Annotated in this window: 10 protein-coding genes; 6 read left to right on the top strand and 4 right to left on the bottom strand. The window is 55.7% G+C overall.

From position 1 onward, the window contains the following. Nucleotides 1–63: 63 nt before the first annotated feature. Together tpiA and pheA are read right to left on the bottom strand one after the other, a co-directional pair. On the bottom strand, nucleotides 64–822 hold the full coding sequence (gene tpiA, locus ABD890_RS20855; protein WP_345094200.1) for a triose-phosphate isomerase: 759 nt from the start codon (nucleotides 820–822) through the stop codon (nucleotides 64–66). Between the two features lie 192 nt (nucleotides 823–1,014). Further along, complete coding sequence (gene pheA, locus ABD890_RS20850) at nucleotides 1,015–2,103, bottom strand: prephenate dehydratase (protein ID WP_345094198.1); 1,089 nt, start codon at nucleotides 2,101–2,103, stop codon at nucleotides 1,015–1,017. A gap of 465 nt (nucleotides 2,104–2,568) precedes the next feature. On the opposite strand from pheA, the gene dnaK reads away from it, so the two are divergent. The 5 genes from dnaK (at nucleotide 2,569) to ABD890_RS20825 (ending at nucleotide 9,476) form a co-directional block, all read left to right on the top strand. After that, nucleotides 2,569–4,512 carry a molecular chaperone DnaK gene (gene dnaK, locus ABD890_RS20845; protein ID WP_345094195.1) on the top strand — a complete coding sequence of 648 codons (1,944 nt, stop codon included), beginning with the start codon at nucleotides 2,569–2,571 and terminating at the stop codon, nucleotides 4,510–4,512. Between the two features lie 288 nt (nucleotides 4,513–4,800). Beyond that, the gene (locus ABD890_RS20840; protein WP_345094193.1) at nucleotides 4,801–5,259 is read left to right on the top strand and encodes a transposase; all 459 of its coding nucleotides are present in this window, start codon (nucleotides 4,801–4,803) and stop codon (nucleotides 5,257–5,259) included. Nucleotides 5,260–5,451: 192 nt separating this feature from the next. Beyond that, on the top strand, nucleotides 5,452–8,130 hold the full coding sequence (gene clpB, locus ABD890_RS20835) for an ATP-dependent chaperone ClpB (protein WP_345094191.1): 2,679 nt from the start codon (nucleotides 5,452–5,454) through the stop codon (nucleotides 8,128–8,130). 159 nt (nucleotides 8,131–8,289) lie between these two features. Continuing rightward, nucleotides 8,290–8,568: a hypothetical protein gene (locus tag ABD890_RS20830; protein ID WP_345094189.1), complete on the top strand. Its 279-nt coding sequence runs from the start codon at nucleotides 8,290–8,292 to the stop codon at nucleotides 8,566–8,568. Between the two features lie 26 nt (nucleotides 8,569–8,594). Next, the gene (locus ABD890_RS20825) at nucleotides 8,595–9,476 is read left to right on the top strand and encodes a GNAT family N-acetyltransferase (protein WP_345095054.1); all 882 of its coding nucleotides are present in this window, start codon (nucleotides 8,595–8,597) and stop codon (nucleotides 9,474–9,476) included. Here the strand turns inward: ABD890_RS20825 and ABD890_RS20820 are convergent. Next, nucleotides 9,417–10,328, bottom strand: coding sequence for a serine/threonine-protein kinase (locus tag ABD890_RS20820; protein ID WP_345094187.1), 912 nt, complete (start codon nucleotides 10,326–10,328; stop codon nucleotides 9,417–9,419). The genes ABD890_RS20825 and ABD890_RS20820 overlap by 60 nt on opposite strands. A gap of 548 nt (nucleotides 10,329–10,876) precedes the next feature. Between ABD890_RS20820 and ABD890_RS20815 the strand changes: the two genes are divergently transcribed. After that, nucleotides 10,877–11,308, top strand: a complete 432-nt coding sequence (locus tag ABD890_RS20815; RefSeq protein ID WP_345094185.1) for an OsmC family protein — start codon at nucleotides 10,877–10,879, stop codon at nucleotides 11,306–11,308. A 138-nt stretch (nucleotides 11,309–11,446) separates the two neighbouring features. On the opposite strand, the gene ABD890_RS20810 is transcribed toward ABD890_RS20815, so the two are convergent. Then, on the bottom strand, nucleotides 11,447–12,775 hold the full coding sequence (locus tag ABD890_RS20810; protein WP_345094184.1) for a GDSL-type esterase/lipase family protein: 1,329 nt from the start codon (nucleotides 12,773–12,775) through the stop codon (nucleotides 11,447–11,449). Between the last annotated feature and the right edge of the window lie 134 nt (nucleotides 12,776–12,909).

Genomic DNA, 12,909 nt, shown 5'->3' with positions numbered 1-12,909 from the left:
CCGTGTTAGGATTCTTGAAAAGGCATCGCCAGCAAGCGAGACCAACCAGGGGAGTGAATCGAATTAGGAAGCGTTTGCCCCGGCAATAATGCCAAGGAAGCTGTCTGCCTTCAGCGAAGCGCCGCCAACCAAGGCACCGTCGATATTCGGCTGCGAAAGCAACTCGGCGGCGTTGTCGGGCTTCACGCTACCGCCGTACTGGATGCGAACACCTTCGGAGATCGCTTCGCCGTACTTGGCGGTCATCAGGGTGCGGATGCCGGCGTGAACTTCTTCGGCTTGTTCGGGAGTTGCAACCTTGCCGGTGCCAATCGCCCAGACAGGTTCGTAAGCAATCACGACCGACTTCATTTGTTCGTCGGTAACGCCTGCGAGGCTACCGTACATCTGTTCGGCAACAACGTCCGAGGTCTTACCCGATTCGCGTTCTTCCAGCAGTTCGCCAACGCAAACGATCGGCACGAGGCCGGCGGCCAGAACGGCATGAACCTTCTTGCAGACGTCGGCGTTCGATTCGCCGAAGATATGGCGACGTTCGCTGTGACCGAGGATCACATACTGGCAGCCGACGTCTTTCGCCATGGCAGCCGAGATCTCACCGGTGAAAGCGCCGGAAGCTTCGTGGTAGCAATTCTGAGCACCCACACCAACCTTGCCGGCGGCAGCGGTGACGACCGCATCCAGGTAAACACTCGGGGCACAAACGGCAACTTCAACCGAGTCGCCTGCCGTGTTGCCTTCAGCAACGCCTTTCACCAAAGCCACACCTTCTGCTTTGGTGGTGTTCATTTTCCAGTTACCTGCGATGAAAGGACGTCTCACCCGTCGTTCTCCTTCGGACCGCCAGTGGTCGTTGAAAAATTGGGACTCAGCTTAACCTAAGTCGTGCCATGGTTTTGGAATGAAACCCGTAAATATAGCAGAGTGCTGGCATCGTCGTCGAGGTCACCTGTCACCAGAATGGGGCATAATTTTTGCCGGGTTTTTCGTGGTCTGGCCCCGATAACGCAGGCCTTAATTGACCGGTTCGGTCTTCTGGTACGAGCCAAGAATTTCCAGGCGGAGTGATTTCTTTTCCAGGGCCGAGATCGCCCGGCGGATCTTCAGTTCCGAACTGTGCCCCTCCATCTCGACGAAGAAAAGGTACTCTTCTGGGGAGTTTGCAACCGGAAACGACTCGATCCAGGTCAAGTTCAGCCGGTTCTTCTTGAAGATGTTCATCGCGTCGGCCAAGGCCCCAGGCTTGTGCTCGGTTTGGAAGAGCAGTGCTGTCTTGTCATTCCCCGTCTTGGGGCCCATGTCGTGCGAGATGACCGCGAACCGGGTGATATTGTTCGGGTTGTCTTCGATGTTCGAGGCGATCGTCTCCAGGTTATAATTGATGCCTGCAGCACGACTTGCGATCGCAGCGGCCCCTTCTTTCTGGGCTGCCAACTGGGCGGCGGCGGCTGTGCTGGCCATTTCAATCGGCCGAGCTGCCGGCAGATGCTTAGCCAGCCAATTGCGACACTGCGATAAAGCTTGAGGCTTGCTAAAGACCTCTTTGATCGACTCGCGGTTGCACTTCGCCAAAAGCTGATGATGGATATGGAGTTTTACTTCGCCGCAAATCTTGGTCGGCAACTTGGCGAACATCTCGAGCGTGTCGGTCACGCGTCCATCGTTGGAGTTCTCGACCGGAACGAGCCCGAAATCGGCCTGGTTTCGTTGGATTTCTTCGAAGACGGCCGCGATGGTGGCGACTGGGGAATAGTCGGCGTTGGTGCCGAACTTCTCGACGGCAGCCTGGTGTGAATAGCTGTACTGAGGACCGAGATAAGCCACGCGGAGGCGTCGCGAGGCACCTCGGCAGAGGCTTAACACTTCCTGCAAGACGGGCGAGATCGAGTCGTTCTTCAGCGTTGTTTTGTTGCTGGAAAGCAGCTTTTGCAGCTCGGTTTCTTCCGAGCTAAGCTGCTGTTCGATCGTCTTGCCCGGGTCGGCCTGGACCATCTTCTGACACGCATCGACCCGTTTCGAAAGCAAGTCGAGGATTTGCTGGTCGATCTTGGCCAACGTCTTCTTCAGGTCGGTCGCGGAAGTCTTGCGGGGAGCTTTGGCCATGGTGGGATGTCTAGCATGAAGGATCACGGACAGCATCGGCAGTCAGGCCTGTCGCCAGAAGGCGGCCAGCCGGGCTGCAACCGGCATCCTCAGCGGATGCGATCGGTATTTTCAGAATCATACTTCATTCCCAGCAGCCTTAAACCTAGGACCCACCATAGTTTGGGTGATATCGCTGCCATTTTGGCAGAGAAATCCAGAGATACGAGCCCGTGATTTAACGATGAAAAAAACGCCGTTGTTTTAAGGCGTTCTTAGTACTGGGTTTACGATGCCAATGGTCACTTGGGATTGGGTTTTGGCATAGCTCTTGCATTTCATGAGCAGCAACTGCACGAGCCGCAATGAACTCGGCAGGTCACATTCAAGCAGGACAAGCAAAGTCGAGTGCAAGCTCGGCATTCCTTTATAAAACACCCTGACGCCCTTGCGGCGCGGATTTAACGAAAGAAAGAGGTAACCATCATGGCACAAGGCGAAGTGATTATTGGGATCGACCTCGGTACCACGAACTCGGTGGTCGCGGTCATGGAAGGTTCGGAAGCCAAGGTGATTCCGAACGCCGAAGGTAGCCGACTCACCCCGAGCGTCGTCGGTTATACCGACAAGGGTGAAGTCCTGGTTGGCGAGCCAGCTCGTCGTCAGGCCGTTACCAACCCGACCAAAACGGTTTACTCCATCAAACGCTTCATGGGTCGTCGTCACAGCGAAGTCGGCTCGGAAGAAAAGATGGTTCCGTACAAGGTGGTCGGAAGCGCCGACGAATACGTCAAGGTTCAGATCGGCGACAACGAATTCACGCCTCCGGAGATTTCGGCCAAGGTTCTTCAGAAATTGAAGGCTGCCGCGGAAAGCTACCTGGGGCACAAGGTCAGCAAGGCTGTGATCACGGTTCCAGCCTACTTCAACGACGCCCAGCGTCAGGCAACCAAGGACGCCGGCCAGATCGCCGGTCTGGAAGTCGCTCGTATCATCAACGAACCAACCGCAGCCGCTTTGGCTTACGGTCTGGGTAAGAACAAGGCCGAGAAGATCGCCGTGTTCGACTTGGGTGGTGGTACCTTCGACATCTCGATCCTGGAAGTCTCGCCACCGGAAGATGGCGATGAAGGTGGTCGAACCGTGTTTGAAGTGATCAGCACCAACGGTGATACGCACCTCGGTGGTGACGACTTCGACGAAAAGCTGATCAACTACGTTGCCGAACAGTTCCAGAAGGATCACGGCATCGATTTGCGGAAAGATCAGATGGCTCTGCAGCGTCTGCAGGAAGCCTGTGAAAAGGCGAAAAAGGAACTCAGCGGCCAGGCCTCGACCGATATCAATCTGCCGTTCATCACGGCGGATGCTTCCGGTCCGAAGCACTTGCAGTTGACCATCAGCCGTAGCCAGTTCGAGCAGATGACCGACGACCTTATCGAGCGTTGCCGCATCCCGGTCGAAAAGGCTTTGAAAGATGCCGGTCTGTCGTCCAGCGATATCGACGAAGTCGTGCTGGTCGGTGGTTCGACCCGTATCCCGAAGGTTCAGGAGATGGTCAAGAAGATCTTCGGCAAAGATCCTCACAAGGGCGTGAACCCAGACGAAGTGGTCGCCGCTGGTGCTGCGATCCAGGGTAGCGTGCTCGCCGAAGGTGGTCGTAAAGACGTTCTGCTGTTGGACGTGACTCCGCTGTCGCTCGGTATCGAAACCCTCGGTGGTGTGTTCACCAAGCTGGTCGAACGCAACACGACGATTCCGACCGAAAAGAAGCAGACCTTCAGCACGGCCGAAGACAACCAGGGGGCGGTGACCGTTCGCGTGTTCCAAGGGGAACGCCCGATGGCTACCGACAACCGCTTGCTTGACGAGTTCAACCTCGACGGGATCGCACCGGCTCCACGTGGTATGCCACAGATCGAAGTCAAATTCGACATCGACCAGAACGGTATTCTCAACGTGTCGGCCAAGGATCTCGGTACCGGCAAGGAAATGAAGGTCGAGATCAAGCAGAGCTCGGGTTTGTCGAAGGAAGAGATCGATCGGATGCAGAAGGACGCCGAAGAACACGCCGCCGAAGACAAGCGGAAGCGTGAACTGGCCGAAGCCCGCAACGAAGCCGAATCGCGTTGCTTCCAGCTTGAAAAGCTGATCAAGGAAGCTGGCGAAAAGATCTCGGACAGCGACAAGGCTCCTCTGGAAGCGGCGATCAACAAGACTCGCGAAGCTGCCAAGGGAGAAGACGTCGAAGCAATCAAGTCCGCAATCAGCGAACTGGAAGCTGCTTCGCACGCGGTCAGCAAGATCCTGTACGAAGCTGCCGCCGCCAACAATCCGGAAGCCGCCGCTGGGGAAGCCCCTGCTGGCGAAGCGAAGGATGGTGGCGACGACGACGCCATCGACGCCGAGTTCGAGGTGAAGAAGGACTAACGTTCTTCCGACCCGCGATGCCCGGAAACAAGCCTGGGCATCATGCAGAACCATGAGTGAACCCGAAGGGCTGGGGCCGTAAGGCGCCCGGCCCTTTTTATGGATTGACCGAACCTAATCGCCATATATTGAAGACGTTGTTGTATCGATGGATGGTCGTCTTCGATGCTTTCATCGAAGACATAACTTGCCCTGGAAGGGCAACCAAAATTAGCCAGGGGCGTCAGCCCCTGGGGATTAGGTCAAGTCAACCAGAGAGCCCTGAAAGGGCGATCGAAGATCAGGACGATGGGAAATGCCACAGTCTTACGCATGTCTCTATGTTCATGTCATCTTCAGCACGCGCCAGCGAAAGCGTTGGATTCAGCCGGCATGGTCCCAAGGTTATACGAATACATTGCAGGCATATTGAAACGGCGGAAGTGTTTCTTGATTCTCGGAGGCGGAATTGAAGACCACGTTCATCTCCTGATTTCGCTTTCCCGCGAGGCCAGCGTGGCGGAGGTGGTTCGTGACGTAAAAGCCGGTTCGAGTGGCTGGATTCACAAGACTATCGCCGACGCAAGATTGTTTGCCTGGCAGGACGGATATTCCGCCTTTTCGGTGAGCAAATCGGCTCTTGAGGACGTAAAGAATTACATAGCGAATCAAGAAGAACATCATCGTGTTTGCTCATTCCACGACGAGTTAATCGCCTTTTTGAACAAGCATGACGTGGAGTACAACGAGGACTATATCGAAGGATAACTGCTTCGCAATTTTGCGAATTCTTTCGGTCGCCCATTACTGGGCTCGTTGCTTTTTAGGACGCGTACCAGGGGCTAACGCCCCTGGCTAGATTCAGACGGCCTTCCAGGCCTGAAGATTGTTATTAACGACAAATAACCAGGAGTGAATTAAGCCACACCTGTATTCATATAAATTCAAAAGGAACGCATCATGACACCACGATTCGATAAGTACACGATCAAAGCTCAAGAGGCCGTTCAGTTGGCTCAGCAGATGGCGACTGAGGCTCGTAATACTTCGCTGACTCCGTTGCATTTGCTCGCTGCGCTTTTGAACGAGAACGGGGGCGTTGTTCGCCCATTGCTCGACAAGATCGGAGCGAATCGTGGCCAGCTCGAGTCCATGCTGAAGTCCGAAATCGGTCGCCTTTCGACCGTGACCGGTGGCGACGGACAGCTTCGGATGTCGAGCGAACTTGACCAGGTGTTTCAGGCCGCGCAAAAGCAAGCCGACACCATGAAGGACGAGTTTGTCTCGACCGAGCATCTGATGTTTGCCTTGGCCCAGGTACCCTCGAAGGCCAAGGATCTCTTGCAGGTCAACGCCGTCACCGAAAAAGATATTCTGTCGGCACTTCGCGAAGTGCGAGGAAGTTCTCGCGTGACATCGCAAAGCCCGGAAGACACCTTCCAGGCCTTGAAGAAGTACGGCATCGACTTGGTCGAGCGAGCTGAAAGTGGCAAGCTTGACCCGGTGATCGGTCGCGACGAAGAAATTCGCCGCACCATTCAAGTGTTGTCACGCCGTACGAAGAACAATCCCGTTTTGATCGGCGAGCCAGGCGTCGGTAAGACCGCCATCGCCGAAGGTCTGGCATTGCGAATCGTCCAAGGGGACGTGCCGCAAAGCTTGAAGAATAAACGCGTGATCGCTCTCGACATGGGGGCGTTGGTCGCAGGTGCGAAGTTCCGTGGTGAATTCGAGGAACGCCTGAAGGCAGTGCTGAAGGAAGTTCAAGATTCCCAGGGAAGTGTCGTGCTGTTCATCGACGAACTGCATACAGTCGTCGGTGCCGGCAAGGCAGAAGGTGGAGCCGACGCGGCGAACCTGTTGAAGCCTGCGTTGGCACGTGGCGAGCTGCGTTGTATCGGTGCCACGACACTGGACGAGTACCGACAGTACATCGAGAAGGACGCGGCGCTGGAGCGCCGTTTCCAACCGGTGTACGTCGGGGAACCTTCCATCGAAGATACCATCGCGATTCTGCGTGGTCTGAAGCCACGTTACGAAGCGCATCATGGAATCAAGATCAAGGACTCGGCCCTGGTCGCGGCGGCGAAGCTTTCGGATCGCTACATCACCGATCGTTTCCTGCCAGACAAGGCAATCGACCTGGTGGACGAAGCTTCGAGTCGCCTGGCGATCGAACTGGAAAGCGTTCCGGCCGAGATCGATCAGGTGCAGCGGCGTCTGACGCAGTTGCAGTTGGCCGATCGTCAACTGGCCGAAGAAACCGAAGAGACCGCCATCCAGCGTCGTGAAGAAATTCAAGACGAGATGGAACAGGTCAAGCGGCAACTTGCCAGCCTCCGCGAACAGTGGGAAGCGGAAAAGATGGGAATGGGAGACGTCGCTCAGATCCGCGAGGAACTGGCCGCGACCGATCTCGAGTATTCTCGTCTGCACGCATCGATTCAAGAGATTCAATCGATGGGGCAACTCGTTCCCGAAAGCGACTACCAGAAGTTGTTCGAACTGCAAAAGAAGCACGACGCGTTGGTATCGCGGATGGAAGCCGAGAGCGAGCAGGAAGCGGAAAGGGATGACACCAAGAACGAACGACGTCTCCTTCGCGAACAGGTCACCGAGGATGAAATCGCGGAAGTGGTCAGCCAATGGACAGGCGTTCCGATTGCCAAGATGTTGGAGACGGAACGAGCCAAGCTGCTGGTCCTCGAAGAGCGATTGCATCAACGTGTGGTCGGTCAGGAAGAAGCGGTCGTTGCCGTGGCCAATGCGGTGCGTCGAAGTCGTAGCGGACTTCAGGCTGCCAATCGTCCGGTCGGTTCGTTCATCTTCCTGGGCCCAACAGGCGTAGGTAAGACCGAACTGTGCAAGGCGTTGGCCGAAGCTTTGTTCGACGACGAAAACGCCATGGTGCGTATCGACATGAGCGAGTACATGGAACGTCACGCGGTGAGTCGACTGATCGGGGCTCCTCCCGGGTATGTCGGCTACGAAGAAGGTGGCAAGCTGACCGAAGCAGTTCGCCGGCGACCTTACAGCGTGATCTTGCTCGACGAAGTCGAAAAGGCGCATCACGATGTGTTCAACATCTTGTTGCAAGTGTTGGATGATGGCCGATTGACCGACAACCATGGTCACACGGTCGATTTCACCAACACGATTGTGGTGATGACGAGCAACATCGGTAGCCAGGCGATTCAGCAGATTGCCCAGGAAGGTGGAAGCGATGAAGAAATTCGCGAAGCCGCCCAGGCCAATCTGCGAACGAAGTTCCTGCCAGAGTTTCTCAACCGAATTGACGACATCATTGTCTTCAAGCCGCTGTTGAAGGAACAGATTCGATCGATTGTCGACTTCCAGACGCGTGGGCTGGCCCATCAACTGGAAGAGCAGGGGATCGAACTGGTGGTCAGCGATTCGGCCAAGGATGCCTTGGCGGATGAAGGTTTCGATCCGCTGTATGGTGCCCGACCGCTGAAGCGAGTGATTCAAAATCGTCTGCAAAACCAGTTGGCGACGCTATTGTTGAAGGGAGACTTCAAGGATGGCGACCGAATCACGGTTGGCTATGACGGAACTGGCTATACGTTCGGTAAGTCGGCCATCGGGAGTAGTTCCGTCGAATCGGCGACGGTGACATAATGCCGATAGCCGCGATTTAACTTAACAGGGGACGCCGCTTCCGCTAATCTGGGGCTGCGTCCCTTTACTTTTTCTTGCCAATACCCAGTAGGGCTGTGGCGAAAGACAATCCAGCCTTTCAACGCAGGTAGGTTAGTTGCACAACGAATGCTTCCGATATTGCTCGCACTGTTTGGCGGGGTGGTGATTGCCTTTCTGCTGATCGCATTGCTGAACCGGCGGTCGTCTGACGATAAGCAGAAGGCTGGGGCGCGATTTGGCTGGGGGAAGAATCGCAGCAACAGTCACCGCGATCTCGATGTCGGATCGGCTCCCCCAAAAGCAGAGTCTGCCAGTTATCGAGTCGGTCTGGGCTACGTCGAAACGGACGAAAACGACATCGTAATCGATTCCTCTGACGATGGATTGGATGGCTTCGATGGCGATGGTGGAGACTAGGTCCAACAACGAGGTGACCCCGTGTGATGGAAATTCTGGCGATGATCTTGGTGGCTGTCCTGGCGATCGTTGGGGGCGTCGTGCATATGCGGCATGGTTTTATTAACAACCCTAGCCGGGTGGATGGACTTCGCCGCCGCGACGGAAGCTACGCCGACTACGACTTCCCAGGTATTTGGAACGGTGGGAGGCTGAGGGATTACTTCTTTCCCCGAGTCCATTCAGCGGCCGACGTCGATTCCGTGGAACAGGCAGCCAGCAATGTCGATCTCTACGGTCGTCCCCTTTCTTCTGCGATTGTGGCCAAGCGTGAGGCAGAGAGCCGTATCGAGGCCAACCCAGACGTGCAAATGCGTCCCGTTCAACCATCTGACTGGGAAGCGGTCCTGCAGATCTTAGTGCCGGTGATTCGCAATGGGGACACCTATGCGTTGCCGCAAGACATGTCGGTCGAAGAAATTCACCGCGTCTGGATCGAGTTGCCTCAGCAGGTCTATGTCGCGATCTTTCAAGGAGAGATCGTGGGGACTTGCTATCTGAAGAACAACCAGCTTGGCGGAGGTAGCCACGTCTGCAATTGCGGCTTCATGGTTTTGCCGGAAGCACGCGGGCTAGGGGTCGCCAAGACGATGGGGCTGCATGCCCAAGAGGTCGCAAAGCAACTTGGCTACCGTGCGATGCAGTTTAATTTTGTCGTCTCGACCAATGTGGGAGCGATTCAGCTTTGGAAGAAGCTTGGCTTTGAGATCGTGGGGCGATTGCCTCAGGCGTTTCAGCATCCGCAGAAAGGGTTCGTCGACGCGCTGGTGATGTTCAAGTCGCTGGTCGAATCGCGTGCTTCGTCCGAATCACGCGACGAAATGCATCTTCGGGTTGGGGGAGAGCAATTCGATCTCGACCGCGGCTAACGCTTTCACCAGCTCGGTATCTGGCGAAGGGCGGCGAAGCGGATCTTTGGCCAGCATCTGGGCGACCAACCGATCGAGCGAGCCCGGAACGTTCGGAACCAGGGACCGTACGTTAGGGGCTCGCTGCGACAGTTGGGCTTTGACGATCTCTTCCGTAGAAGTCTGGCCGAAAAGCTGACGCCCCGTAATCAGCTCGAATAAGATGACACCTAGACTGTAGGTGTCGGCCTGAGGAAGGATCGGGATGCTGGTCGTCAGCATCTCGGGCGGCAAATAGCGAAGCGTTCCCTGACGATCGCATTTGCGGCTGCTGCAAGGCAGGCTCAAGTCGATCCGCTGCGCGAAGCCGAGATCGATCAGCGTGGCGTGACCGCTGGTCGAAATCATGACGTTATCAGGCTTCACATCACCGTGGATCCACTTCGACTGGTGAACGTTCGTCAGGCCCTGGGCCAGTTGCCGTGCTGTCCAAACGGCAACTCCCAAAGGAAAGCGTTGGCCGGTCGCCAGGATTTCTGCCAGCGTCTTACCCCAGACACGCGGCATGACGACAAACGACCCGCTACGAGAATCGATCACCGGAACGACGTGAGCACACGTGATCTCGCTGCCTGCCTCGGCTTCGCGAACCAGTCGCTCGATGAGGAGCCTTTCGCCCTTGTACTCGGGCCGAATGGTTTTCAGGGCAAAGTCCCAACCCTGAAACGATCCTTCACTAGGCCGAGCACGGAAGACGCGATAGTACGTTCCTTCACCCAATTGGGGACCAACCTGCCAACTGCCATAGAGGCAACGTGGCGAGCGACGGCGTACCTGCTGAGCGAACTGCGGTGATGTGCCGATGGTGGTCAAAACGTGACTTTCTACGCCATTCCTTGGCAAAAAGACTCCTCAATAAACTCAATATTCGGACATCGCATCCGAAAACTCCGATAGCGGGCCGAGTTCTCACGTTATGGGGGCGAGAGCGGTTTTACCGCCTGGGTATGATAGGCAGGGAAGCTCACCCCCTTTGGAAATTTGGCTCAAATCCGGTAAGATAGCTAGTTAACCAGACGTTTTTGAACACTTCACAGAGGTAGATTTTCGCAATGAAGAAGCTCGGATCCTTGTTGGTTCTGGTGGCCCTGACGACCGTTATCGTGGGTTGTGCCCCAAAGGGTAACCCATCGACTGCGAACCCCAACAACAACAGCACCGCCACGTCGAACACGACTCACTAAGAGTCTCGTACGTGGGGGATACCCCATACGCAAGTTGAATTCGAAAAATGACCACCGAGTCCTTACCGGTGGTCATTTTTTTTGCGCATCCGATCGTGCAAGCCTGATTGAATGACGAGCGCTTCTGGGAAATGATTACGGCGTTCGTCGAAATTCAATCTCCCCCGGAGCAATTCCATGAAGATCAAACGTAGCGGCTCGGTTGTCTGGCAAGGTGGCATCAAAGATGGCAAAGGCGAGCTGAGCACCGAGAGCGGCGCTCTCAGCAGTTACCCATACGGGTTCGCCAGTCGATTTGAAGGCCAGAAGGGCAGCAATCCAGAAGAACTGATCGCCGCGGCCCACGCCGGATGTTTCACGATGGCTCTATCGAAGATCCTGGGCGAAGCTGGCTTCACTGCCGAAAAGATGGAAACGTCTGCCGTCTGTACACTTGAAAAAGTGGACGATGGTTTCGCCATCACCGGCATCGACCTGGCGCTGACCGGCAAAGTACCAAGCTGCAGCAAAGAACAATTCGAAGAACTGGCCGGCAAGGCCAAAGCAGGTTGCCCCGTCTCGAAAGTTCTCAACACGAACATCACGCTCTCGGTCACGCTGGAAGACTAATCGGTCTTATCCGATCGATGCTTAAGACGCACGAAAAAAGGCCGCTGGTTAACTACCGGCGGCCTTTCGTTGTCTGGTAACGAGCGTATTGGACTTTGCGACGAATCCTGAGGCAAGTGTTGGCGCAGGTTTCAGTAACTAGTTCAGCTCTTGAATGCGGATGCGGCGATATTCCATCTGTCCGCGATCCCCTTCCAGGCCGATCGGACCGGTCTCTGGCACCTGGAATGCTTCTTCCAAGACTTCACCGTTACAGGTGCAGTAGGCCACGCCATCTTTGACGGTCACGACCATCTCGTTCCAGTCTTGTGGCTTGTAATTCTTCAGCTCTTTGTAAGGACCGGCCAAAGAATAGTCGCGGCACTGGAGCTGAGGAGCTCGAATGAACACGCCACTATCGGCATTTGGGGTCGCGCGGAACTCAAGCTTCAAAACGAAGTTGCCAGGGAACTCTTGGGTGGTCCAAAGCTGCTGAATGCGACGACCTTCGGCAGGCGTGGTGACCACCAAGCGGTCGTTGATCGCGACGTAGCGACCGTCGTTGCTTTCGGTCTTGCCGTCGAAAGCGATGTCTTCTTCGATGATCGGCCAGGCAATGCCGACCTTCTTCCCTTTGCGTTCCGGGTTCGCCTTGAACTGCCAGCCGGTCAGATCTTTGCCATTGAAAAGACTGGTGAAGCCCGGCTCGACTTGGAAGTCATCTGGTTCGGTTTCCAGAAAACCAAGCGTGGCGACCACGGGTCGCAGCGCCGCGGCCCATTTGGCGTAACCCTTTTGATTCGGGTGCAGCAGGTCGGGGAACTCTTCCGACTTGGCATCGCCATTTTCATCGGCGAATGGCAACCAGGTTTCCAGCACGATGATCTGAGGATCGCCCTGCACGCCTTCGGCATACAGCTCGTTCACGCGTTTGATCTTTTCAGCCGAGCGGCTCTTCGAGGCCGAACTCGGGAAGACCTTGCACAAGATGATGGGCATCTCGGGATTGTGCTCTTTCAACTTCGCGACAATCAGCTTCATGTTGGCGGCGATTGTTTCAGGCTCCGCCTTTTCTTCCAGATCGTTGGTGCCCATTAGCATGACGACCGCTTTGGGATTCAACGCCAGAACATCTTCTTCGAGACGAATCAGCATGCCGCGTGTCGTATCGCCACTGATGCCGCGATTGGCGACTTTCATATCACCAAAGCTGCCACCGAGGTTATCGCCCCAGCCCTGAGTGATCGAATCGCCGAGGAAGACAACAGCACCTTGGTCCGCTTCGACTTGCTTCGACCATTGGCTGCGTTTGTTCTGCCACAAGTTGCGGAACCAATCGTAACGGCGGATCGGGCCTTCACCTGGTAAGCCGTCGTCGGTCTGGGGAATCGAAAACTGGGCGTCTGATTCCTGGGCCTGCAGGGGAAGCGTCGTGAGGGAGAAAAGGAGAAGGAAGATCGCCAGCGGGCGGATCGGGCGGTAGGACATGGATGGCTTTCCTAAAGTTGGCAGGAGGAGGTCCTTAAGAGGGGAATCATTATAAACCGCACCAACGGCCCCTAGCTACAAGTTGTAATGAGTTTCCGTGAAGGGAATGTAATGCGTTTGCTGTTTTCGCGTAG

Origin of the sequence: Bremerella cremea (assembly GCF_039541315.1) — a bacterium.
Taxonomy (GTDB): domain Bacteria; phylum Planctomycetota; class Planctomycetia; order Pirellulales; family Pirellulaceae; genus Bremerella; species Bremerella cremea.
Note: the sequence above shows the minus strand (reverse complement) of the source record. Positions and strands in the feature narration are given on the sequence as shown.

Excerpts from the sequence above, each read along its gene's own strand:
- pheA (WP_345094198.1), bottom strand. The coding sequence starts at position 2,103 with ATGGCCAAAGCTCCCCGCAAGACTTCCGCGACCGACCTGAAGAAGACG.
- dnaK (WP_345094195.1), top strand. The coding sequence starts at position 2,569 with ATGGCACAAGGCGAAGTGATTATTGGGATCGACCTCGGTACCACGAAC.
- ABD890_RS20840 (WP_345094193.1), top strand. The coding sequence starts at position 4,801 with ATGGGAAATGCCACAGTCTTACGCATGTCTCTATGTTCATGTCATCTT.
- clpB (WP_345094191.1), top strand. The coding sequence starts at position 5,452 with ATGACACCACGATTCGATAAGTACACGATCAAAGCTCAAGAGGCCGTT.
- ABD890_RS20825 (WP_345095054.1), top strand. The coding sequence starts at position 8,595 with ATGGAAATTCTGGCGATGATCTTGGTGGCTGTCCTGGCGATCGTTGGG.
- ABD890_RS20815 (WP_345094185.1), top strand. The coding sequence starts at position 10,877 with ATGAAGATCAAACGTAGCGGCTCGGTTGTCTGGCAAGGTGGCATCAAA.
- ABD890_RS20810 (WP_345094184.1), bottom strand. The coding sequence starts at position 12,775 with ATGTCCTACCGCCCGATCCGCCCGCTGGCGATCTTCCTTCTCCTTTTC.